The organism is Sphingorhabdus sp. EL138, from assembly GCF_900258045.1.
Taxonomy (GTDB): domain Bacteria; phylum Pseudomonadota; class Alphaproteobacteria; order Sphingomonadales; family Sphingomonadaceae; genus Parasphingorhabdus.
The window spans coordinates 449,656-474,452 of sequence record NZ_OGVD01000001.1 but is presented as its reverse complement, the minus strand read 5'-3'; the positions used below and the strand labels follow the sequence as shown (position 1 = coordinate 474,452).

Genomic DNA, 24,797 nt, shown 5'->3' with positions numbered 1-24,797 from the left:
GATAGTCTCCAGTGATTATTGAATTACGATATATGTTTCGTTGCTTATCAATACAGATTTATCGATAAACGTCAAGTGATTTATTGATTATCAATAAACTTCGGCTTATAGGCCCTCGTATCAAACCTTTGACCGAGGATATCATCAATGACGCTTATCATGTTTCTTCATATCAGCATGGGCACCATCGCCGTGCTGGCTGGCGCTGCCGCTCTGATTGTTCGTAAAGGTTCGCGAGTGCATCGCGGCATCGGCAATGTTTTTCTCATAACCATGACGATCATGTCCGCCGCCGGGATCTATCTGGCTCTGGTTCTTCCAATGGCTATTTCGGTACTGGTTGGGGCTTTCACCATCTATCTGGTCATCACATCCTGGATGGCGGCCCGGCAAAATGATGAAAGGATAAATCTGTTCCACTATGTCGCATTGGTCGTCACACTGGGCGTCGCGGCTGGTGGATTGTGGTTCGGTCTGGAGGCGCAAAACAGTCCAGATGGACTGAAGGATGGATTGCCGGCTTTCCCGCATTACTTTTTTGGCGCGCTGGCGCTGTTGGCCGCGTTGGGAGATGCAGTGATGATCGCCCGGCGCGGTATAGCGGGTAAACAGCGTATTGCCCGGCATTTGTGGCGCATGTGTTTTGCCTATTTCATTGCTGCCGGCTCCCTGTTCACTGGCCCGGGAGCGACCGCTTTCCCCAAGACCATTCGCGACACGGGCATATTGTCTGCGCCAGAACCCATCATCCTGTTAGTGATGCTATTTTGGGCGATCCGCGTGCTGGCAACCAAATGGTATGAAGGCAAACCGGTTTGATACCGCTCTACTGTCTCCAGTTCCTCCAACAACGGGCCGGACTTCCCTTGACCGATTTCCAACATCTCCCTATATGAGCCGCTCACCACAGATTTCGAGACAGGGCGTGCAGTTGCGCGGCGCGCCAGAAGAAATGAAGTCTGACCGGTTTTCAGGACGCTATGAGCTGCGACTCTCCTCCCCGAAGAAACGGGTTTGAGAGGCCGTGGCTTTTTGTTCTGGAGCGCCCCACAACATTTGGTTTTCCACCGGCTAAGCGTTTCATAAGTGACGCAAATCCGGTGATGGCGAGAAGGCAAAAATACATGGCGACGAAAGCATCTTCGGTAAAGACAACGGCTCTCACACCGACCCGAAAAAAGCGTATCCGCAAAATCTTTGGCGACATTCATGAAGTCATCGATATGCCGAATCTCATCGAGGTTCAGCGCGAATCATATGAGCAGTTCCTGCGCTCCGATCCTTCGATCGGTTATGTTTCCGGTCTGGAAAAAACGCTGCGCAGCGTTTTCCCGATCCGCGATTTTGCCGGCACCGCCGAAATGGATTTCGTCAACTACCAGCTCGAAGATCCCAAATATAATGTCGAAGAATGTCGTCAGCGCGGCATTACGTACGCAGCGCCGATGAAAGTGACGCTGCGTCTGATCGTCTTTGAAGTCGATCCGGAAACAGAAGCACGCTCCGTTCTCGATATTAAAGAGCAAGACGTTTACATGGGCGACATGCCCTTGATGACCAAGAACGGCACGTTCGTCATCAACGGCACCGAGCGTGTTATTGTCAGTCAGATGCACCGTTCGCCCGGTGTGCTGTTTGACCATGACCGCGGCAAGACCCACAGCTCTGGCAAGTTCCTGTTCGCTGCTCGCGTTATTCCTTATCGTGGTTCGTGGCTCGACTTTGAATTTGATGCGAAAGACATCGTCAACGTTCGTATCGACCGTAAACGTAAATTGCCTGTGACCGCGCTGCTGCGTTCGCTGGGTGACGCGATCATCGAAGTAAAAGAGAAAAAGCCGCCGTTCAAGGTTGGCGAAATGGTGCGCGTTGCCGGCATGAAGCAGCCTGCTGAAATCATTGAAGTTGAAGGCAACCGGATTACGATCAAAGAGCCAATGGGTGCGATCGAAATCCAGGGCAAGATTGAAGATGAAGGCCGGACCAAGAGTGCGGAAATCACAGGCATCCTGAAACAGGGCTATTCCGAAGAAGATATTCTCAACGAATTTTACGGGCGCATTGTCTACAAGCGCGCGAAAGACGGCTGGACCATTCCTTTCGTAGCGGAGCAATGGCGCGGTCAGAAGCCGACCTTCGACATTGTCGATGCCGATAGCGGTGAAGTTGTCTTCGCCAGCGGCAGCAAAATCACGCCGCGCGGTGCCAACAAGGCTGAAAAAGACGGCATGAAAAATGTCGTCATTCCAACAGAAGAAATTTTCGGCCGTTATAGCGCGTTCGACCTGATCAACGAGAAAACCGGTGAGATTTATATCGAAGCGGGTGATGAAGTAACGGTTGAGAATCTTGAGAAGCTCGACGGTGCCGGCATTGACCAGCTCGAGCTGCTTGACATCGATCATGTCACAACCGGTCCATGGATCCGCAACACACTGAAAGTTGACAAGGCAGACGACCGTGATGGCGCACTGTCCGACATTTACCGCGTCATGCGCCCTGGCGAACCACCAACCCGCGAGACGGCTGAGGCTCTGTTCGAAGGCCTGTTCTTTGACCCTGAGCGCTATGACCTTTCCGCCGTTGGTCGTGTGAAACTCAATATGCGCCTCGATCTTGATGCGCCGGACGACTACACAGTTCTTCGCAAAGAAGATATTTTGGCCGTCGTCAAAACTCTGGTCGATCTGAAAGACGGCAAGGGCGAAGTTGATGATATCGATAACCTTGGGAACCGGCGTGTACGTTCGGTTGGAGAGCTTCTGGAAAACCAATATCGTGTTGGCCTGCTGCGTATGGAGCGTGCGGTTAAAGAACGCATGTCCAGCGTTGACGTGTCCACCGTGATGCCGAACGATCTGATCAACGCCAAGCCAGCTGTTGCAACCGTTCGTGAGTTCTTTGGTAGCTCGCAGCTCTCTCAGTTTATGGATCAGACCAACCCGCTTTCGGAAGTCACCCATAAACGCCGCGTATCGGCGCTTGGGCCCGGCGGTCTGACGCGTGAGCGTGCCGGCTTCGAAGTCCGCGACGTACACCCAACCCATTATGGTCGTATCTGTCCGATTGAAACGCCGGAGGGTCCGAACATTGGTCTGATCAACTCGCTGGCATCGTTCAGCCGTGTGAACAAATATGGCTTTATCGAAACGCCTTATCGCCAGATCAAGGACGGCAAGGTCACCGATGAAGTGGTCTATCTCTCCGCGATGGAAGAGCAAAAGCATACGGTGGCTCAAGCCAATGCTGATCTCAATGCAGATGGCAGCTTTGTTGAAGAGCTGGTCTCGGCGCGTGAAGCGGGTGAATTTTTGATCGCTCCGCGCGATCACATCACCCTGATGGACGTTTCGCCGAAACAGCTTGTGTCTGTTGCAGCCTCGCTCATCCCGTTCCTGGAAAACGATGACGCCAACCGCGCCCTGATGGGATCGAACATGCAACGACAGGCTGTGCCGCTTGTGAAAGCAGAGGCACCATTTGTCGGAACCGGTATGGAGGAAACCGTGGCTCGCGATAGTGGCGCAGCGATTGCGGCCCGCCGCGGCGGTATTGTCGATCAGGTCGATGCGACGCGGATTGTCATACGCGCAAAGGGCGACGTCGAAGCAGGCAAGTCCGGCGTCGACATCTACACCCTCCAGAAGTTCCAGCGTTCCAACCAGAACACCTGCATCAACCAGCGTCCGCTGGTGAAAGTGGGCGATATTGTTCAGGAAGGTGATACGCTGGCCGACGGTCCATCCACTGATATGGGTGAATTGGCACTGGGTAAAAACAGCCTCGTCGCCTTCATGCCCTGGAATGGTTATAACTACGAAGATAGTATCCTCATTTCCGAGCGTATCGTGAAAGACGATGTCTTCACTTCGATCCATATCGAAGAATTTGAAGTCATGGCCCGCGATACGAAACTGGGTCCTGAAGATATTACCCGCGATATTCCGAATGTCGGAGAGGAAGCGCTGCGCAACCTCGACGAAGCGGGTATCGTTTATATCGGTGCTGAAATCGAGCCGGGCGATATTCTTGTCGGTAAGATCACGCCTAAGGGTGAAAGCCCAATGACGCCGGAAGAAAAGCTTCTCCGCGCGATCTTCGGTGAAAAAGCTTCCGATGTTCGTGACACGTCGCTGCGTCTGCCTCCGGGCGTTGCAGGGACCGTCGTCGAGGTTCGTGTGTTTAACCGCCACGGCATCGACAAGGACGAGCGGGCGCTGGCTATTGAACGCGAAGAAATTTCGCGCTTCACGAAAGACCGTGATGACGAGCGCGCCATTCTGAACCGTGCAACCTTCAACAGCTTGAAAGACATGCTGATCGGCCAAACTGCGACTTCCGCGCCTAAGCCGATGAAGAAGGGCGCAGAGATTACCGCCGAAAGCCTGTCCGAACTGGACAATGCCGACTGGTGGAAAATCGCGGTGAAGGATGACAAGGTTCAATCCGACTTCGAAGCAACCCGCGGTCAATATGACGAAGCGATCAAGGAAATTAACGAACGTTTCGAAGATCGCCGTGAGAAGCTGGAACGTGGTGACGAACTGTCTCCTGGCGTCCTGAAAATGGTCAAGGTCTTTGTCGCTGTGAAACGCAAGTTGCAGCCTGGTGACAAAATGGCTGGCCGTCACGGAAACAAAGGGGTTATCTCCCGCATTCTTCCGCAAGAAGATATGCCGTTCCTGGAAGACGGAACGCCGGTTGATATCGTGCTGAACCCATTGGGTGTGCCATCACGTATGAACGTCGGCCAGATTTTCGAAACTCACTTGGGCTGGGCCGCACGTGGTCTGGGCGAGCAGGTGACGAAAGCGCTCGAAGAATGGAAGCTGGCTAATCCCGATCCACAGGCGGCAGCACCGCCCGATGCGGTGAAAGAGCGGCTCAAGACCATTTATGGCGAGCAATATCACGAAGATATTGATGCCCGTGAGCCGTCCGAGATTGTCGAGATGGTTGGTCACTTGCGCAATGGTGTTCCGATGGGAACGCCGGTGTTTGATGGTGCGCATGAAAGCGATGTTTCCGACATGCTGGAACTTGCTGGATTGGATCGGAGCGGTCAGGTCAACCTGTTTGACGGACGGACCGGAGACAAGTTCGACCGTAAGGTGACAGTGGGCTATATCTATATGCTCAAACTGCATCACCTGGTTGACGACAAGATCCACGCCCGTTCGATCGGACCATATTCTCTCGTTACGCAGCAGCCTCTGGGCGGTAAAGCCCAGTTCGGCGGACAGCGCTTCGGGGAAATGGAAGTCTGGGCACTGCAGGCATATGGTGCGGCTTACACGCTGCAGGAAATGCTGACGGTCAAATCGGATGACGTGATCGGACGGACCAAGGTTTACGAAGCGATCGTCAAAGGCGACGATACTTTCGAAGCCGGTGTGCCTGAAAGCTTTAACGTTCTGGTCAAGGAAATGCGTTCGCTTGGTCTCAATGTCGAACTCTCCAGCTTCGGTGACGAAGATGAAGACGATGATGATGACGGTGTAGCGATTGCGGCGGAGTAAGGCGGGTAACGTCTCACTCTTCCCAGCATTTCAAATTTTGGGCTAAGGCCCCGAAGGAATAGAATATGAACCAAGTAACAAATTTCGCAAATCCGATCGCAAAGCCGGAAACATTTGACCAGATTCAAATCGGCCTTGCTTCACCAGAGCGTATCCGCAGCTGGTCATTCGGTGAAATTAAAAAGCCGGAAACGATCAACTACCGGACGTTCAAGCCAGAGCGTGACGGCCTGTTCTGTGCGCGTATCTTTGGTCCTGTCAAAGATTACGAATGCCTGTGCGGTAAATATAAGCGCATGAAATATAAAGGCATTGTCTGCGAGAAATGCGGTGTCGAAGTCACAGTAACCAAGGTTCGCCGTGAGCGCATGGGTCATATCGACCTGGCTGCTCCCGTCGCGCATATCTGGTTCCTGAAATCATTGCCAAGCCGCATCGGACTTTTGCTCGACATGCAGCTCAAGCAGCTCGAGCGAGTGCTTTATTTCGAAAGCTATGTGGTTATCGAACCCGGTCTGACGCCGCTGGAAAAATTCCAGCTGCTGACCGAAGACGAGATGCTTGAAGCGCAGGATGAATATGGCGAGGACGCTTTCTCTGCCGGCATCGGTGCGGAAGCCGTCAAGATCATGTTGCAGGACCTCGATCTGGAGCGTGAAAAAGAAGATCTGATGGAAGAGCTGGCGACGACCAAGTCGACGTTGAAACCCAAGAAGATCATCAAGCGCCTCAAGGTTGTCGAAAGCTTCATTGAATCCGGGAACAAGCCGGAATGGATGATCCTCGAAATCATTCCAGTGATCCCGCCAGAGCTGCGCCCACTGGTGCCGCTGGATGGTGGCCGTTTTGCAACGTCCGATCTCAACGATCTCTATCGGCGGGTTATTAATCGGAACAACCGTTTGAAACGCCTGATGGAACTGCGCGCGCCGGACATCATTGTCCGCAACGAAAAGCGCATGTTGCAGGAATCTGTTGACGCGCTGTTCGACAACGGCCGTCGTGGTCGTACCATCACCGGCGCGAACAAGCGTCCGCTGAAATCCCTGTCCGATATGCTGAAAGGCAAGCAGGGTCGTTTCCGTCAAAATCTGTTGGGTAAACGCGTCGACTATTCCGGTCGTTCGGTTATCGTGACCGGCCCTGAACTGAAATTGCACCAGTGCGGTCTGCCGAAGAAAATGGCCTTGGAATTGTTCAAGCCATTTATCTACGCGCGCCTCGACGCCAAGGGCCTATCGATGACGCTCAAACAGGCCAAGAAATGGGTCGAGAAAGAGCGCAAGGAAGTCTGGGACATCCTTGAAGAAGTGATCCGCGAGCATCCTGTTATGCTGAACCGCGCACCGACACTTCACCGTTTGGGCATTCAGGCATTTGAGCCGGTCTTGATCGAAGGTAAAGCGATCCAGCTTCACCCGCTCGTCTGTTCAGCGTTTAACGCCGACTTTGACGGTGACCAAATGGCTGTCCATGTTCCACTGAGCCTTGAGGCGCAGCTGGAAGCACGTGTCCTGATGATGTCGACCAACAACATCCTGTCACCAGCCAACGGTAAACCGATCATTGTTCCTTCGCAGGATATGGTTCTCGGCATCTATTACCTCACCATGGATCGCAAAGGCGAGCCAGGCGAGGGCATGATGCTGGCCGATATGGCTGAAGTGCATCAGGCGCTGGAAATTGGTGCGGTGACTTTGCACTCCAAAATCACCACCCGGGTTCCGCAAACCGATGAGGAAGGCAAACCTGTCCTCAAGCGTTTCGAAACCACACCGGGCCGTTTGCTGATTGCGGAATGTCTGCCGAAATCACACAAGGTTCCGTTCGACATTGTGAACCGCTTGCTGACCAAGAAAGAGGTCGGCGACGTGATTGACCAGGTTTACCGTCACACGGGCCAGAAAGACACGGTGCTGTTCGCGGATGCGATCATGGATCTTGGTTTCCGCCACGCGTGTAAGGCCGGTATTTCCTTCGGTAAGGATGATATGATCATTCCGGACTCGAAAGATGCAACGGTTGAAGAGACCCGCGCTTTGGTTGCTGACTATGAACAGCAATATCAAGATGGTCTGATCACGCAGCAGGAAAAATATAACAAAGTGATCGACGCCTGGAGCCGTTGCGGTGATCAGGTGGCGAACGCCATGATGGACGAGCTGGCGGCGACGCCAGAGGACGAACATGGCCGTGAGCGTCAGATTAACGCCATCTATATGATGAGCCACTCTGGCGCCCGTGGTAGCCCAGCCCAGATGAAGCAGCTGGGCGGTATGCGCGGACTGATGGCCAAACCTTCGGGCGAGATTATTGAAACACCGATTATCTCGAACTTTAAAGAAGGCCTGACGGTTCTCGAATATTTCAACTCGACCCACGGTGCGCGTAAAGGTCTCGCCGATACCGCTCTGAAAACCGCTAACTCCGGTTATCTGACGCGGCGTCTGGTGGACGTTTCGCAGGACTGTACGATTGTCGAAAATGATTGCGGCACCGAAAATGCACTGGAGATGAAAGCCATCGTCCAGGGTGGTTCGGTTATCGCATCGCTTGGCGAACGTATCCTGGGCCGGACCATGGCTGAAGATATTGTTGACAGCAAAGACGATAGCGTCGTGATCAAGGCCGGCACATTGCTGGACGAAGCAGCCATCAAGGTGATCGAAGAGCTCGGTATCCAATCCGCACGCATTCGTTCGCCATTGGTTTGCGAATCCAAAATGGGCGTTTGTGCGACCTGTTATGGCCGTGACCTTGCTCGCGGTACACCGGTGAATATCGGTGAGGCTGTTGGCGTTATCGCGGCACAGTCCATCGGTGAGCCAGGCACGCAGCTGACGATGCGGACCTTCCACATCGGCGGTGCGGCACAGCTTAACGAGCAGAGCAATCTGGAAGCTGTGGCCGAAGGTACGGTGCAATATCGTGACATGCCGGTGATCGAAGACAAGAACGGACGGTTCCTGTCGCTCGCTCGCTCCGGTGAAATCGCGGTTATCGATGATGAAGGGCGTGAGCGCAGTGCTGACAAACTTCCATATGGTACCAGCCTGCTGGTCAAGGATGGCCAGAAGGTCAAACTGGGCGATCGTCTGGCCGAATGGGATCCATTCACCATGCCGATGATTACCGAGAAACCGGGTGTCATCAAGTATCAGGACGTCATCGAAGGCAAAACGATGACCGAGCAGACCGATGAAGCAACCGGTATCGCACAGCGTGTGATCACCGAGTATCGTGCATCGGGCCGCGGCGCTAACAAAGAGGATCTGCGTCCGCGCTTGACCCTGCTTGATAGCGAGAGCGGTGAAGCTGGCCGGTATATGCTGGCCAATGGCGCCACACTCTCCGTGACCGATGGTCAGGAAGTGGTTGCTGGTGACGTGATCGCACGTGTTTCTCGCGAAGCTGCGAAGACCCGTGATATTACCGGTGGTCTGCCACGTGTTGCCGAGTTGTTCGAAGCACGTATTCCGAAAGACAATTCAATCATTGCGAAGGTTTCTGGCCGCGTCGAATATCTGCGCGACTATAAGGCCAAGCGTAAGATCGCGATTGTTCCCGAGGAAGGCGAACCAGTAGAATATCTGGTGCCGAAGACGAAAGTCATCGACGTTCAGGAAGGCGACTTCGTGAAGAAGGGCGATAACCTCGTTTCCGGTTCGCCTGATCCGCATGATATTCTTGAGGTCTTGGGCGTGGAAGCGTTGGCTGAATATCTGGTTGCGGAAATTCAGGAAGTCTATCGTCTGCAGGGCGTGAAAATCAACGACAAGCATATCGAGACGATTGTTCGTCAGATGCTGCAGAAAGTTGAAATCACCAATGGCGGCGACACAACGCTTCTTCCCGGCGAACAGGTCGATCTGGAAGAGATGCTCGAATATAATGCGAAGCTGACCAAGAAGCAGGTTCCTGCCGAAGGTAAGCCGGTTCTCTTGGGCATCACCAAGGCGAGCCTGCAGACACGGTCGTTCATCTCAGCGGCTTCTTTCCAGGAAACCACCCGGGTGCTGACCCAGGCGGCTGTCGAAGGCAAGAAGGACTCGCTCATCGGTCTGAAAGAAAACGTGATTGTTGGACGTTTGATCCCGGCTGGTACGGGTGCTGGCATGAACCGGGCACGGATTGCGGCCACCGGCCGTGACGCTGCGCTCCGGGCGCAACAGCAGAAAATTGCTGATGCCATGGCTGCTGCCGATGATCTGAAAGCGGAAGAAGCAGCGGCTGTGGCTCCTGCTGCGGAAGAAGTGTTCGATGCGCCAGCCGCAGAAGAAGCGCCAGCAGCGGACGTTGCGGTTGAAGAGGCTCCGGTCGAAACGGGTGACGAGGAAAAATAACTTCTCGCTCTTTGTATGAAAAGCAAAAGCCCCGCTGGAGAAGATCCGGCGGGGCTTTTTCGTGTCCAAAATGTTTTTTTAGGCGATCAGCTTGGCCGCTGTCCGGGCCACTTTCTCACCCAGATAGCGTGCGCCATCCAGATCGTTTTGATGTGGCGTCCGGCTGCCGTCACCACCGGCGACTGTCGATGCGCCATAGGGGGAGCCACCGACGATTTCCTCGCTGTTCATTTGTCCGGCAAAGCCATAGTCCAGACCGACAATCGTCATCCCGTGGTGGAGCAGATTGCTTAGGATCGAATATTGTGTCGTTTCCTGACCGCCATGTTGCGAGCCGGTGGAGGTAAAGGAAGCGCCGACTTTTCCGACAAGCGCACCTTTCATCCATAGTCCGCCGGTACGATCCCAAAAGGAGGCCATCTGGCTTGAAAGGCGGCCAAAGCGGGTTGGCGATCCAACAATAATGCCATCATAGTCAGTCAAGCTGTCGGGTTCGATCACAGGGTGCTCTTCGTTGGCGCTGAAACCTGATGCCTGCGCCACTTCTGGTGGGACGGACTCCGGCACGCGGCTGATGGTCACATCCGCACCAGCCTCGCGCGCACCGTCTGCAATTGCCTGCGCCAGAGCATCTACATGACCATAGGATGAGTAATATAGGACCAGTATCTTCGTCATTTTCATTCTCCTTTTTGAGTTTAAGTGAAGGGGCGCTCGTGGTTCAGGGGATATGCAAGCGCCCCTCCTTCGCGGGTGTTAGTTGTGCTGTTCAAAAGCCTCGACAAAGACGAGTTCCGCATCTTCCAATGCTTCGATATCAAGCGATTCCATGTCTCGAATAGCCAGGGCATCACGGGCAGCAATCTCTTCGCCATTGACCCGCAATGTGCCAGCCGAAGCGACCAGATAGACATGGCCGTCTTTGGCGACGTCGTGCCGGATCACGGCCCCTGCTTTCAGCGTTGCGCCATAGAGCCGGGCATCGGCGCGGATCATGAGAGCGCCGCTGTCGATGTCCTCGTCAAAACCGCTGGCTAATATTTCGAGTTGCCCGGCACGCTCGCCCTTGGGAAAGGCTTTCGCATCCCAGCGCGGATCACCACCCGGTGCGCGGGGTTCGATCCAGATCTGGAAAAGCTGTGTCTGCTCGTCTTCCAGATTATATTCGCTGTGGGTCACGCCGGTGCCAGCGCTCATCACCTGAACATCGCCTGCGGCGGTGCGACCTTCATTGCCGAGAGAGTCGCGATGGGTAATCGCCCCTTCCCGGACATAGGTGATGATTTCCATATTTTCGTGCGGATGCATCGGAAACCCTGTCTGGGCAGCGATCTCGTCATCATTCCAGACACGGATCGGACCAAAGCCCATGCGGGCGGGGTCCCAATAACGGCCAAAGGAAAAATGGTGCCTAGCCTGCAGCCAGTCGTGATTGACGTGGGCCAGTTCATCAAATGTGCGTTTCTCGATCATAATCATTCTCCTGTGTTTCGGTCGGCCCCGCTTTCCCTATCGGGTGGCGTTTCCGTCGTGCTTGAGAATGAGATAAGATGATTTTTTTGTTTCTAAAATAGAATATAAAGAAATTGATTGTTTCCTATCATTATATAATACGACAGTCATGAACCTTCCTGATTTTGAGGCATGGGCGATATTCGCAGCAGCGGCGCGGCTTGGCAGCTTTACCGCCGTTGCCCACGAACTCGCGATCTCCAAGCCGACAGTGTCCAAGGCCGTTACACGATTGGAGGAGTCGCTCGGCACGGTATTATTTCATCGCACCTCCCGGAAAATATCCCTCTCCACCGCGGGGAAAGCACTACTGCCATACGCACAGGCGATAGCAGTGGATGGAGAGGCGGCGATGGAGGCTGCGCGCGACACTGCTCATTTACTGCGCGGACAGATCCGGTTAGCCGCGCCGCTCAGCTTTGGGCTGTCCCATCTGGCACCGGTCATCGCCGATTTCATGTGTGAATATCCCGAGATAGCGGTCGATGTGCAGCTTAACGATGCCCGGGTTGATCTCGTGGAAGAGGGTTTTGACGTAGCCATTCGTATCGCGGAGCTACCGGATAGCAGTTTGCGTGTCGTTCGCCTGCGCGGAATGAAGGTTCATTGCATTGCATCGCCGGACTATCTGAAACGCCGCGGTACGCCGACTAGGCCAGAAGAGCTCGTAGACCATGATTGCTTTCTTTATTCCAACGTGCCCAACCCGGAAATGTGGAATATGAAAGGACCGGAGGGACAGAAAACATCCGTCCGTCCCAGATGCCGGTTCCGAAGTAACAACGGTGATATCATGCTGCCGGCGTTGATTGCCGGTCGCGGCATTGGCTATCTGCCGGACTTTTTATGCCAGGACGCGATTGATAGCGGGGCTTTGGAGGTCATATTGCCTGACTGGAGCTTCAATGAGATAGCGCTCAACCTGATGATGCCACCATCGCCTCATCGCCCCGCTCGGGTCAATGCGCTGATCAATCATTTAAAAAAACATCTTCGCTGAGCACGGCGGCAACGGTAAAATCTACTGTCCTACATCAAGCGGTTCCTATATGGTTTTCCAGATATCAGATGCGCGATGGTCGGCAGCATGGGCGCTTTTCGTCGCCAGGAAAACAGGGTGTAAAATTTTGGGCGATTCTGTGTCGAAACTGCATAAACCCGTTCATATTGAGATGGATGAACCTATCTGACCATGCCGCTCGAAACCATCCTGCTCTTCCTGATTACCGACCTCACCTTCTGTTTTACGCCGGGGCCGGCGACCATGGTGACGGTCAGCCACGCCCTGCCTGCGGGGCGGCAGGGGGGTATGCGAGGCGCGCTCGGGCCAATTGTCGGGATCAACGTTGGGAACTTCATCTGGTATGCGCTGACCGCCTTTGGCTTGATCGCGATGATACAGGCATTCCCTTCTGCCTATGCGGTCCTGCGTTGGTTAGGGGTGGCCTATCTGGCCTGGTTGGGCATCGCCATGCTTCGCGGGGCAAGGCAGAATCTCAACGGCTCCGCAGCCACCGCAGAGGGGTTCAAGCGCGGTTTCCTGAGCGGTTTGGCCGTGCATATGTCCAATCCCAAGGCGTTATTCTTTTACACCGTCATCATCCCCCCCTTTGTTGACCCGGCTGGTAATTTGTGGGTGCAGTTCGGGATATTGGCTGGACTGACCATATTCACCGAAACGGCTGGTCTGACCTTCTACGCGGCGCTGGCGTCACGTGCGCGCAGCCTGGGCAACGCCGACCGGGTACAGGATATCTTCAAATATGTGGCGGCCGCCGTCCTGGTTTGTGTGGCGCTTGTCATGGCCTTCCTGAATCTCGAAGAGGCCGGCATTGATCTGGCGTTCAACGGCGTGAAAGGCGGGTTCGGTTAGATGAGGCCTATGGTGCGCTCTCTATACCTTCTTTCTATCGCCACTCTGGCTGTGCAACCGGCGTCAGGCAAAGCAGAGTCACCGGAAGGTCAGGCGATGGATGCGCAAACTGTGCTGGCGCTTAAATCCTTGCAGCTGCTTGACCAGCGCATGCATGCTACCGGCTATCGACTGGTCTCGGCCAACGCGGAATTTTGCAAAGAGACCGTCCCGCATCTGGGTGTCCTGCTGCATGATATCGAACAATATGGCGACCCAGCGACGGCGCGATTTGCCTTTGGTTTTACTAGCCCGATCGCCATTAACGCGGTTGCTCCCGATAGTCCGGCTGCCATCGCCGAACTGGCAGCGGGTGATGGTCTGAAAGCCATTGACGGGATAGCGGTGCAGGATATTGCGGTCGATACTGAAAAACTGGCCAAGGAGAAGCCGGAATATCGACGGATTGCGGCGGTGAAAGCGACGTTGATGGAGGCGGGTGTCGACGGTCAGGCAGAGCTTGTGGTGCAAAGGGGCGGCGTCAATCAGATGATCACCTTGGCGCCTGTTGAGACATGTCCCAGTCAGTTTCAAATTCGGGTCAGCGGCAAACGCGAGGCTTCTGCCGACGGAAAGATGGTCAGTATTTCATCAACACTAGCAGAATATGTGCTGGATGATGATGAACTCGCTGCAATCGCGGCTCATGAACTGGCCCATAACCTGCTGAAGCACCGCGAACGCCTGAACGCACAAAAGGTCAATCGCGGCTTTTTCGGGCAATTTGGCAAGAGTGCCGGGCGGATCAAGGCGGCAGAGATAGAGGCAGATCGGTTATCAGTCTGGTTGATGGCTAATGCCGGCTATGATCCAAAAGCGGCAATCCGTTTCTGGACGCGCTATGGCAAGCAACATGGCAAGGGTATTTTCTCTGCATCCACCCATTATCGCTGGAAGAAACGGGTGAAATTATTTGAAGAGGAAATTGCAAAAATGCAGGCGGTGGAGGCTGTTGCAGGAAAATATGCGCCGCCATTATTGGCGGTAAGCGAACCCAACTAGTCGGTGATCCGCTTTAGTCTTCCTTATAAGCGCGCTTGCACTCTTTACGCTCTGCCTTGGTATCGGCCTGTTCAAGGCAGGCATCGCGTTCCCGTTTGCGTTCCGCGAGCACCTTGCGACCGAGATCTTCTTCTCTCTCGGACTCTGTCTGTGTAGTGGCATCCACCGCAGTTTCAACGACCGTGCCGGCGGCCTTGAACGGAGCGGTTACAATTTTGCTGGCGACGCAGCCGCTCAGCATGGCGAAGGCGACTGTTGTCAAGAGAATGGACGATGATCGCATGATAATCTCCTTAATCAGACTTGTGCGCTCCGGCCAATGAAGACCAGCTGAACAGTTGGCAATCCTATGATTTTGCCAGTAATTTCTCGGCAACAGTGCGGATGTCATCACCAATTTCGGGATGCGCGAGCGCGAGAGCCAGATTGGCTTCGACATAGCCCGCTTTCGAACCGCAATCATAGCGGGCGCCATCAAAGGTCATTCCGTGAAACGGCTGTTTGCCGATCATTTGCGCCATGGCATCGGTCAGCTGGATTTCGCCACCAGCGCCTGCTTCCTGCGTCTCGAGGATACGCATGACTTCGGGTTGCAAGATATAGCGACCGGGCAGGATGAGGTTGGACGGTGCGGTGCCGGCGGCCGGTTTTTCGACCAGTCCTTTTACCTCGGTGATTGGACCATCGCGGTAGCCCGGATCAATCACCCCATAAGAGGGTGTATCCTCAATCGGGATCTCCAGCGCACAGATGACATTGCCGCCAAGCTTCTCATAGGCGTCGACCATCTGCTTCATACAGCCGGGGCTGCCGACCATGAATTCATCTGGCAGGAAGATCGCGAAAGGTTCGTCTCCGATAATATCCCGCGCGCACCAGATTGCATGACCTAGCCCAAGTGGCTCCTGTTGCCGAACAAAGACGCTGTTGCCGGGCGTCAGGCGGGTACCATCAAGCACCGAACCATCTTTGCCGCGATCACCCATCGTGCGTTCCAGCTCATAAGCAAGATCGAAATGATCCTCGATCATGCCCTTGCCGCGTCCATTGACGAAGATCATCTGTTCGATACCGGCTTCCAGCGCCTCATCCACTGCATATTGCAGCAGCGGGCGGTCAACGATCGGGAACAGTTCTTTCGGCATGACCTTGGTCGCGGGCAGGAAACGGGTACCCATGCCGGCGACGGGGAAAACGGCTTTCTTGATCGGTTTCATGGAAATGGCTTCAATCCTTCAGTTTATCCGCAAAACTGGTGCGCAGCTTTTGCAATTTCGGCGGGATGGTTGCTACGCAATAAGGATTGCCGCGTCCTTCATCCGCCCAATATTGCTGGTGATAATCCTCTGCTACATACCAGGTTGCCGGCCCTTCTATCGTGGTTACAACGGGTTCCGAACGCTCTGAGCCCGCCCGTTCTATGCCCGCGACAGCCGCAGCGCGCTGATCATCATCCAAAGGAAAGATAGCCGATCTATATTGCGTTCCGATGTCATTACCCTGCCGGTTCAGCTGGGTCGGATCATGGGTTGCAAAGAAGATATCGAGCAGATCGTCATAGCTCACCACATCAGGATCAAATCCGATTTTAATCCCTTCCGCATGGCCGGTCGTACCAGAGCAGACCTGACGATAGGTGGGATTGGCATTATCCCCGCCAATATAACCGCTTTCGACGCTGTGCACGCCAGCTATGTCATTGAACACTGCTTCGGTGCACCAGAAACAGCCACCGGCAAAAATCGCTTCCTGCATTGTCATAAACTCCTTTTAGGCGGACGCCACTTGGTCGGGGACAGGGGTGCCGCCATTTTTCTGTTCCTCATCACGCCGCGCAATAAGCAAGTACATAGCTGGGGTCACAACGCGGGAAAGCAAGGTCGAGCTTATCAGACCACCGATAATGATGATCGCGACCGGTGCGTAGAGAGTTCCACCCAGCAAGGCCAAAGGTAGCAAACCGCCAATGGCTGTAACGGATGTCAACAACACTGGCAGGAACCGGACCTCACCCGCTTTTTCAATGGCTTCCCGCAAAGGCATGCCGCGTTCCCGCAACTGGGCGGTAAAATCGACGAGCAGGATGGAGTTTTTAATCTCTATGCCAATCAAGGCAATGAAGCCGATTACGCCCATAAAGCTCAGCGCTTCACCTGTCAGATATTGGGCAATCAATCCACCAAATGTGCCCAGTGGAATGACGCCTGCAACCACGATTGTCTCTCTGAAGCGACCAAATTCGGCAACTAGAATCGCCAATATCAAAAGAATGGCGGTGAAAACAATCGGACCCAGATCACCAAATGTGTCGCCGATAGACTCGCTCTCCCCGCCAATGGAGAAAGAATAGCCCTCTGGAAAATCGATTTTCTGGATTTCCGTCACCGCCTCGTTGGTCACGATGGACGCAACTTCATTATATTCGAGCTGCGCTGTGACAGTAACGGATCGTTCCAACTGGCGGCGCTGAATTTGCGGAGGTACGTTGGTGAGTTTGGGATTGGTGACTTGTGACAACGCGACCGGATCACCACTGCGTGTGGCCAGATAAATATCATCCAGGACCGACACAGGCTGCGTTTCCTTGAGCGGCAAGCGCACCGTGACCGGATAATTATCGCCTTCCTCATCCCGAAAAGTCGCCGCCCGTTCGCCGCTTATCGCCAATTGAATCGCCCGGCGTGCTTCTCCCGGCGGGATGTTAAGCAATGCGGCTTTTCTCTCGTCCAGTCCGATATCAAGATCTACTTTGTCTGTTCTGATCGGGTTATCAATGTCTCTGGCGCCCTTGGTGTCGCGCAGGATGTCCTCAACCTGCCCGGCCAGATTTTTGAGGACATCGAGCTGTGGCCCAGATATCTCAATGGCAACGGGTGCTTCAATCGGCGGACCATTTTGAAAGGGTTCCAATTTTATGCGTGCGCCGGCAATTGCATCAAATTTCGTCCGCAAGCGCTCGACCATTTCCGGTCCGTCGTCTGCGTCCCAATAATCAAGCACCGCCAGCACTTCACCATAGTTGCTGCGCTCTGCACTGACAAAAACATTGTAGAATACCTGCGGATTGCCAGCGCCGATATTTTCCGCCCGGACTTTAATTGATGGTTCTGCCTCCATGATCTTAGCGACCTGGCTGACTATCTCACCGGTTTGATTCAGGCTGCTGCCCTGTTCGGTTTCCACGGATACCCGGAAATAGGGAGAATCAGAATTTGGGAAAAGCGAGAAACCCATAAGCGGCACCAATGCGAAGGCAGAAATGCATAGCAGCATGGCTATAGAAACAGTCCGCCGCGGTGCACCCAGAGCGATATGCAAGAGCGGGCTGTAGAAGGTCTGTATTCTGTCATTCAGCCAGCGGAGCAGGGCGTTGCCCTCCGGATTTTCATCCCGGCGCAACAAGCGACTGGCCAGAAACGGGATCAACGATAATGAAATGACCAGAGATGCCGCCACGGTCATCATGATCGCGAGATAAAAGGAACGGGTATATGAGCCCGCCCCACCCGGCAGGAAGAGCAGTGGCGCAAAAGCGAAGATAAGAACGAAAGTGGATCCGATAACAGCGCCGCGAATCTCCAAAGTGGCTTCGATAGCCGCCTGCGTTCGTGTTTTTCCCATGCGCAGATGGCGCGCGATATTTTCTGTGACAACAATCGAGTCATCGACCAAAAGGCCCAGTGAGACAATGAACCCGGCGATGGAAAGCTGGCTGAGATTATAACCCATTGCATAGAGAACGAGCAGACCTGATGCCAAAGACAAGGGGATAGAAATCATCACCATGGCCGATGCGCGCCGACCAAGCGGCAATAAGGTGAAAATCACCAACCCGACTGCGATGGCAAAGTCGCGTGTCAGTTCATTTAAACGGCGCGTGACATCGCGGCTCTGGTCAAATTGCAATGCCAGTTTGATATCCGCGGGCAGAGTGGCCTTTTGATTGACCAGTTCTGATTCCAGTTCTTTCCGTAACCTGGTTACATCGATGCCGTCTTTTTGCGTGGCGGTCACGACTATGGCGCGTTTGCCGTTATGCCGTGTGCGGTAAATTTGCTCGGCCGCGCCCCATTTGACACTTGCTACATCTTGAACGGTCAGCAATGCGCCTCCCGCTGCGCGCAGCGGTAAATTGCGAATGGTTTCCAGACTGCGAAAAGCGCCACCCGCTTTGACATTGAGCCGCCGATTGCCACTTTGCACAGCTCCACCGGGAAGCTCGATCCCGCCTTGTCTCAAAGCATCCGCAACCGCGCTTGCCGGGACCTGCAGTTCTGACAGGCGCGCTGCATCAATCTCGACGCTGATTTCTGGTTGCGGCAGGCCAAATATCCGCGCTTCGCGAACGCCGGGATAGCGCGTCAGATTATCAACCAGATCATCAGCATATTTTTCCAGCCGCCGCCATGACGCGGTTTCGCTGACCAGAGCGAGTTGCAGCACCGCGGCCTCCGTGGTGCGAACCTTGCGGAATTCCAGACGTTGGAGATTTTGGGGCAATGTTTCGCGAATGGCATTCACTTCGCGAACAACATCGTCAAAATAGCCTTCCACATCCCCGGTCCAATCGGTAAATTCGACTGTGATTGTGCTGCCACCGTCGGTGCTGTTGGACCGGACTTCCTTTATATCATCCAGGCTTTGAACAGCCTCCTCGATCGGCTTGGCAATAGTCTCTTCCATATCCTGTGCATCGGCGCCGGGCAGAATGGCGATGATGCTGACAACGGGAATGGGGAAATGCGGATCAACGGCGCGGGTAATATTCGACAGGGCGCTGATACCCAGCACGACAAGTAGCGCGAACAGGATAAGGGACAGCTGCCAGCGCTCTATGACGAACTTAGCAAGCATCTATAGGAATCTCGCCAAAGAATATGGGGGTCTTATCATTTTTTCGTTCTGATCGGCTTAATGACATTACCATCGCGTAATTTTTCGACGCCGCGCGCAACCACAACGTCGCCCTCTGCTAGTCCGGAGGATATTTCCAGACTTTTGTCAGTCAGTTTGCCGATGATAACGTTGCGCGCTTTGACCCGTTTTTTCTCGTCTACGACGTAGACCAGGCCTTCGCCGGACCGCACACCAAATATTGCAGTTGCCGGAACAGCGACAGATCCATCGCTGTCGCGTGACACTTCAATATCAACCGTGCCCAACTGACCGGAACGAAGCCGCTCATTGGCGGGCAGCAGGAAGCTGATCTCAAAGGTTCCGGTCTGCTCGTCCGCCCGGCCATCCTTTTCACTGACAACAGCCTCGAAGGGTTCGTCTGAAACCGCAGATATCGTCACATTGGCGCGCATTCCAACCCGAACGCGGGATGCATCGGCATCGGTCAACGGGACTTTCAATACAAAGCCCTTGTCTGTTTCACCGAGGACCAGGACGGTTGTTCCGGCGTTCACAATTTGCCCCACATCGATATTTCTGCTCAGAATGATGCCGTTACTTGGCGCATGAATATGGGACGTTCTGCTTGCAAAACTGTTGGCGTTGACCTGCGCCTTGGCGGCACGCATCGCCGCCTCGGCCTGTTCCAGGCGCGCTTTGGTGACCCAGCCATCGGCAAATAGCGACTTGATCCGTTCAAAATCCGCTTCTGTCCGATCCAGTTCTGCCTGAGCCGATTCCAGATTTGCAGACACGGTGCTGTTGTCCAGCGCTGCCAGAGTAGCACCACGTTTAACCCGGTCGCCTTCTTCATAGCGCACCGACGCAACTTGCCCCGATGTCGTAAACCCCAATTCCGTTTCCCGCCGTAAACGTACAGTGCCGGCGGCGGTTATGGTTTCATTCTGGCTAGCGGCTTGGACGGTGATTGTTGCTGCCGGAATAGGGTCTCGGTCCTTCGGTTCTTCCTCCTCGGTTCCACTGCAACCGAACAACAAAACCGTCGCTATTAACGCCAGAGATTTTTGAGTACGCCCCGCCATATATTCCTATCTCGTCCCCTCCCGACGACCCTTCATAAGTCGCGAAACGGCCGTGACCAACAGAAAATTGCGATTTGCAATGAAAAGGGCCGGATCATACGACCGGCCCCCTGGTTTTTTCGTAATATGTTGATGAGAATATTAGTCTTTTGTGTCGGCAGTATTTTGACCATCGCCACCAACAATTTTGTAGGTAATTCCTGCCAGTATGGCGCCAACAATGGGCGCGACCCAGAATATCCAGAGCTGCGACAGAGCAATCCCGCCTTCGATCAGCGCAGGGCCGGTGCTTCGCGCCGGATTGACCGACGTGTTCGTCACCGGGATACTGATCAGGTGGATGAGCGTCAGTCCGAGACCAATTGCCAACGGCGCAAAACCAGCTGGTGCACGACCATCAGTTGCACCCAAAATGATCATCAGGAAAAAGAATGTCAGCAATATCTCAATCGCTACCCCTGCGCCCATTGTGTAACCTCCAGGTGAATTTTCACCGACACCATTGGACGCCAGACCATTAATCGCGATATCATAGTCGGCATTGCCGGATGCTATGACATAAAGTGCCGCCGCCGCTGCAACTGCGCCGACGACTTGCGCGATAATATAGACCGGAATTTCATTGGCCGGAAAGCGCCCGCCAGCCCAAAGGCCGATGGTCACGGCTGGATTGAGGTGACAACCACTAATATGCCCAATGGCATAAGCCATGGTGACCACGGTCAGACCAAAAGCCAGCGAAACGCCCAAAAGGCCGATACCAACATCCGGAAATGCCGCAGCGATAACCGCGCTTCCACACCCGCCAAAAACAAGCCAAAATGTACCTAGAAACTCTGCTAATGATTTTTGTATAGCCGTCATATTCTTGACCTCCCCAAGAAATGTTCACAGCCTCTATTGAGCTGCGCGTCCGCTATTTACCGTAATTCAGCTGAATTTCCTAATCTGAGGGCGTAAACCTATGTAAAAGATCAACCTTTTTGGGCCGCGCGGTTCAACCGGTCATTTATGGCTGCGCCAATACCGGTGCTCGGAACGGGGGCGACAGCAATAAGCGGGCGATCGCTGGCGTCGGCAACATGCAGGGCGGCGAATAAATTTGCCGCCGCTTCAGCCAGGTCGCCGTTGACAGAAAGGTTTGTATCGCCAGCTATGTCGCCAAAACCGATATGATAGTCATCGGGGCCCGCTTGTGTCGCATCAAGGCGCACAGATTTATTGGGTGCATAATGGCTGGCAAGCTGCCCCGGGGCTTCGATCTTTTCACCTTGATGATTGACTGCCGTCTTGCCTGTGCTTGCCTGCAGCTGGTCTGATGTCACAGGGCCTGGGCGCAATATCTGATAGTCGTCACCCCTGATCGCGACAATGGTTGACTCTATGCCGCTTTCACAGGGGCCGCCATTCAGTATCATGGGTGCGGCCTTACCCAAGCTATGTTCGACATGCTGCGGCTTTGTCGGGCTAATGCCACCGCTTTTGTTGGCGGATGGAGCGGCAAGGAATAGCCCTGATATGTTGAGCAATTTCTGCATCAAGGGATGTGCCGGGCAGCGTAAGGCGATGGTGTCGAGACCGGCCGTTACGGCGGGGGCTACCGGGCAATCTGGCGTTTTGGGAACGACCAAGGTCAATGGCCCAGGCCAGAAATCTTTGGCCAGTTTGTTCGCCAGACCATTGAGCAAGCCCAGTTCCCCGGCGGCTTCGGTACTCGGCACATGGACAATCAATGGATTGAAATCCGGCCGACCCTTGGTTCGGTATATGTCTGCTATCGCGCTGGCGTTGGTCGAATCGGCAGCCAGCCCATAGACGGTTTCGGTGGGAACAGCGACCAGTCCACCCGACCGCAATCGCTCAGCAGCGGCGGATATCGCCTGTGTGCCGTAACGTCGCGCATTATCGTCAATATGATCATTTGAGCCGGGCATGATAGGGCGCTATAGCCCAGCGAGATTTCAAGCAATAGCGGATACCAGTTAGATGAGCTTTACAGCGCCCAGCAGAGAACAAAATTTCGTCCTGAAACATATCGCCAATATCGGCGCGCTTGCCGAGCATGAGCGCTTTGCTGGTGCCAGCGAAGACATGGTCGAGGCCATTGTTGAAGGTATTGGCCAGTTTGCTGCTGGTGAATTTGCACCGATTAACCGGACCGGCGATACGGTTGGTGCCAAATGGAATGATGGCGCGGTGACCATGCCTGCTGGCTTCAAGGAGGCTTATAGTCAGTTTGTCGAAGGCGGCTGGGCATCAATCGATGGTCCCGAAGAATTTGGCGGGCAAGGCTTGCCCTATTCGCTGTCCGCGCTGATTCTCGAAACCTGTGGAGCCGCCAATTTCGCTTTCACGCTTTGCCCGATGTTGAGCTTTGGTGCGGTTGAAGCAATCCACGCCCACGGCAGTGATGAGCAAAAGGCCACTTATCTGGAAAAAATGATTTCCGGTGAATGGACCGGAACGATGAACCTGACGGAACCACAAGCCGGATCTGATGTCGGTGCCTTACGTTCTACTGCAGAGCCGATCACCGAAGGGGAGCATGCCGGGAAATACAAGATCAAGGGTCAGAAGATCTACATCACTTTTGGCGAACATGACCTGACCGACAACATCATTCACCTGGTGCTGGCCCGGACACCGGGCGCGCCCGAAGGTACAAGGGGCATTTCTCTGTTTATCGTGCCCAAATTCCATCTGGATGCTGAAGGCAATAGCGGCGCGCCAAATGATGTGACCTGCGTATCGATCGAGCATAAGCTGGGTATCCATGCTTCACCTACCTGCGTCATGGCCTATGGCGAGAATGACGAATGTATTGGCGAAATGATTGGCGGCGAATTTGGTGGCATGAAGGCGATGTTCACGATGATGAACAATGCGCGGATCAATGTCGGCTCACAAGGCGTGCAAATTGCTGAGCGGGCAACCCAGCAAGCCATCCAATACGCTAATGACCGGGTGCAATCGGCCCGCGCCGGTAGCGGCAGCAGGGATTCGGTTGCGATTATAGAGCACCCCGACGTGCGCCGCATGCTTCTGCGCAGCAAGGCGCTGACACAGGCGGCACGGGCACTGCTTTATTATGCAACATCCCATGTTGATGGTGCGACATTGGGTATCGAAGGCGCGAAATCACGCGCCGAAATTCTGACCCCGCTGATCAAGGGCTATGGTACCGACATTGGCAACGAAGTCGCTTCCATCGGTGTACAGGTGCATGGTGGCATGGGTTTTGTCGAGGAAACGGGCGCTGCCCAGCATTTCCGTGACGCCCGGATCGCGCCGATTTATGAAGGCACAAACGGCATTCAGGCGGCGGATCTTGTCGGCCGGAAACTTGGCCTAGATGGCGGCGATGCGATGATGGCGCTGATCGCGGATATCAAGACGGAAGCTAAGGACGAAGACGCCCTGATGACATTGGCCCTGATGGTGGAAGATATCGCCAGATGGATGGCTGGTGGTGACGCCTCAATTGATGATCGGCTCGCCGGCAGCTATCCGTTCATGACCATGCTGGCGACGGCGACATGCGGCATGCTGATGAAAAAGCAGCAACGCATTGCCGAGGCAGAATTGGCCGATGGCAATGATCCGTTCCTGAAAGCGAAACTGGTGACGACCCGCTATTATCTCGATCATCTGGTTCCCGAAGCCATCGGCCTGAAAGCCGCCGCAATGGACGGGGCGGACATATTATATCGCCTCGACAGCGAGGAACTGGTCGCCTGATATGACGGATGGGGAGACTAAAGCAGCGCTCCATCGGATCGCCGATGCTTTGGAGCGCTTGTCTCCTGTTCCCTGCGCTTCGGCTGATATCAGCTCTGGACCAGCCTTTCATTGGACCGGCGAAATCGTCCAGGCAATTGAACGGTTTGCTCCCATCTCGCTGGATCTGCTGACCGGAATAGATGACCAGAAGGCGCGGTTGCTGGAAAATACCACGCGTCTTGCCAACGGTTTTGCGGCTCATGATGTCTTGCTGTGGGGTTCGCGCGGCATGGGCAAATCTGCTCTTGCTAAGTCGGTGGTCCGCGAAATGCATGAGGCGGGCAAAGACATCGCGATGGTGGAGGCGAGCGCTGACATGCTCGAAACGCTGCCTGATCTGTTTGCGGTCCTCGGCAAGGCGGACCGTGCGTTTATCCTGTTCATTGATGATATCGGGTTCGACGAAGGCAGTGCAGCTCCGCGTTTTTTGCGGTCCATGCTGGAAGGCGGCGCGGCGGCGCGTCCCGACAATGTCCGGCTTTATGTGACGTCGAACCGGCGGCATATCGTTCCACGTCATATGGCGGAGCAGGACGATCCGATCAATCCGCGTGACGTGATTGATGACAAGCTGGCACTATCGGATCGCTTCGGATTGCGACTGGGTTTCCATGCCGCGTCACAGGATGATTATCTGGCGATAATCAATCGCTATGCCGAGGTCCACGCGCTTGATTTTGACAGCGAGGATGCGCTGTTATGGGCCAAGCAACGCGGAAGCCGGTCAGGCCGGGTCGCTTGGCAATATATTGTAGAACTGGCCGGTCGGGCCGGAAAGTCGATCAGCTAG

The 24,797-nt window shown here is 54.5% G+C and carries 17 protein-coding genes; 8 read left to right on the top strand and 9 right to left on the bottom strand.

The genetic code is table 11. The annotated features are described in order from the left end of the window. The first annotated feature begins 147 nt into the window (after positions 1 to 147). The 3 genes from DK507_RS02275 (at position 148) to rpoC (ending at position 9,862) form a co-directional block, all read left to right on the top strand. On the top strand, positions 148 to 819 hold the full coding sequence (locus tag DK507_RS02275) for a hypothetical protein (RefSeq protein WP_109354494.1): 672 nt from the start codon (positions 148 to 150) through the stop codon (positions 817 to 819). Positions 820 to 980: 161 nt separating this feature from the next. Continuing rightward, entirely contained in the window at positions 981 to 5,519 is a 4,539-nt protein-coding gene (gene rpoB, locus DK507_RS02270) for a DNA-directed RNA polymerase subunit beta (RefSeq protein ID WP_367889543.1), read from the top strand. A gap of 65 nt (positions 5,520 to 5,584) precedes the next feature. Continuing rightward, positions 5,585 to 9,862: a DNA-directed RNA polymerase subunit beta' gene (rpoC, locus tag DK507_RS02265; RefSeq protein ID WP_109354492.1), complete on the top strand. Its 4,278-nt coding sequence runs from the start codon at positions 5,585 to 5,587 to the stop codon at positions 9,860 to 9,862. A 78-nt stretch (positions 9,863 to 9,940) separates the two neighbouring features. On the opposite strand, the gene wrbA is transcribed toward rpoC, so the two are convergent. Both wrbA and DK507_RS02255 read right to left on the bottom strand, forming a co-directional pair. Then, entirely contained in the window at positions 9,941 to 10,540 is a 600-nt protein-coding gene (gene wrbA, locus DK507_RS02260; protein ID WP_109354490.1) for an NAD(P)H:quinone oxidoreductase, read from the bottom strand. Between the two features lie 78 nt (positions 10,541 to 10,618). Continuing rightward, positions 10,619 to 11,335 carry a pirin family protein gene (locus tag DK507_RS02255; protein ID WP_109354489.1) on the bottom strand — a complete coding sequence of 239 codons (717 nt, stop codon included), beginning with the start codon at positions 11,333 to 11,335 and terminating at the stop codon, positions 10,619 to 10,621. A gap of 148 nt (positions 11,336 to 11,483) precedes the next feature. On the opposite strand from DK507_RS02255, the gene DK507_RS02250 reads away from it, so the two are divergent. The 3 genes from DK507_RS02250 (at position 11,484) to DK507_RS02240 (ending at position 14,288) form a co-directional block, all read left to right on the top strand. After that, the gene (locus tag DK507_RS02250; RefSeq protein ID WP_109354488.1) at positions 11,484 to 12,374 is read left to right on the top strand and encodes a LysR family transcriptional regulator; all 891 of its coding nucleotides are present in this window, start codon (positions 11,484 to 11,486) and stop codon (positions 12,372 to 12,374) included. A 192-nt stretch (positions 12,375 to 12,566) separates the two neighbouring features. Next, entirely contained in the window at positions 12,567 to 13,247 is a 681-nt protein-coding gene (locus tag DK507_RS02245) for a LysE family translocator (RefSeq protein ID WP_109354486.1), read from the top strand. Continuing rightward, positions 13,248 to 14,288 carry a M48 family metallopeptidase gene (locus DK507_RS02240; protein ID WP_109354485.1) on the top strand — a complete coding sequence of 347 codons (1,041 nt, stop codon included), beginning with the start codon at positions 13,248 to 13,250 and terminating at the stop codon, positions 14,286 to 14,288. It abuts the gene before it with no gap. 13 nt (positions 14,289 to 14,301) lie between these two features. Here the strand turns inward: DK507_RS02240 and DK507_RS02235 are convergent, their stop codons facing one another. From DK507_RS02235 to DK507_RS02205, 7 genes are all read right to left on the bottom strand, one after another. Beyond that, entirely contained in the window at positions 14,302 to 14,571 is a 270-nt protein-coding gene (locus DK507_RS02235) for a DUF6726 family protein (protein ID WP_109354484.1), read from the bottom strand. A gap of 64 nt (positions 14,572 to 14,635) precedes the next feature. Beyond that, entirely contained in the window at positions 14,636 to 15,511 is an 876-nt protein-coding gene (locus DK507_RS02230; protein WP_174209015.1) for a UTP--glucose-1-phosphate uridylyltransferase, read from the bottom strand. Positions 15,512 to 15,515: 4 nt separating this feature from the next. Then, entirely contained in the window at positions 15,516 to 16,049 is a 534-nt protein-coding gene (gene msrA, locus DK507_RS02225; RefSeq protein ID WP_174209011.1) for a peptide-methionine (S)-S-oxide reductase MsrA, read from the bottom strand. Positions 16,050 to 16,058: 9 nt separating this feature from the next. Beyond that, a complete protein-coding gene (locus tag DK507_RS02220) occupies positions 16,059 to 19,142 on the bottom strand; it encodes an efflux RND transporter permease subunit (RefSeq protein ID WP_109354481.1) in 3,084 nt (1,027 codons plus the stop codon). Between the two features lie 35 nt (positions 19,143 to 19,177). Then, entirely contained in the window at positions 19,178 to 20,227 is a 1,050-nt protein-coding gene (locus tag DK507_RS02215) for an efflux RND transporter periplasmic adaptor subunit (protein WP_109354480.1), read from the bottom strand. A gap of 141 nt (positions 20,228 to 20,368) precedes the next feature. Beyond that, complete coding sequence (gene aqpZ, locus DK507_RS02210; RefSeq protein ID WP_109354479.1) at positions 20,369 to 21,091, bottom strand: aquaporin Z; 723 nt, start codon at positions 21,089 to 21,091, stop codon at positions 20,369 to 20,371. Positions 21,092 to 21,201: 110 nt separating this feature from the next. Beyond that, positions 21,202 to 22,161, bottom strand: coding sequence for an L-threonylcarbamoyladenylate synthase (locus tag DK507_RS02205; protein ID WP_109354478.1), 960 nt, complete (start codon positions 22,159 to 22,161; stop codon positions 21,202 to 21,204). Positions 22,162 to 22,213: 52 nt separating this feature from the next. Between DK507_RS02205 and DK507_RS02200 the strand changes: the two genes are divergently transcribed. After that, positions 22,214 to 23,965, top strand: a complete 1,752-nt coding sequence (locus DK507_RS02200) for an acyl-CoA dehydrogenase (RefSeq protein ID WP_109354477.1) — start codon at positions 22,214 to 22,216, stop codon at positions 23,963 to 23,965. 1 nt (position 23,966) lies between these two features. After that, positions 23,967 to 24,797 carry an ATP-binding protein gene (locus tag DK507_RS02195; RefSeq protein WP_109354476.1) on the top strand — a complete coding sequence of 277 codons (831 nt, stop codon included), beginning with the start codon at positions 23,967 to 23,969 and terminating at the stop codon, positions 24,795 to 24,797.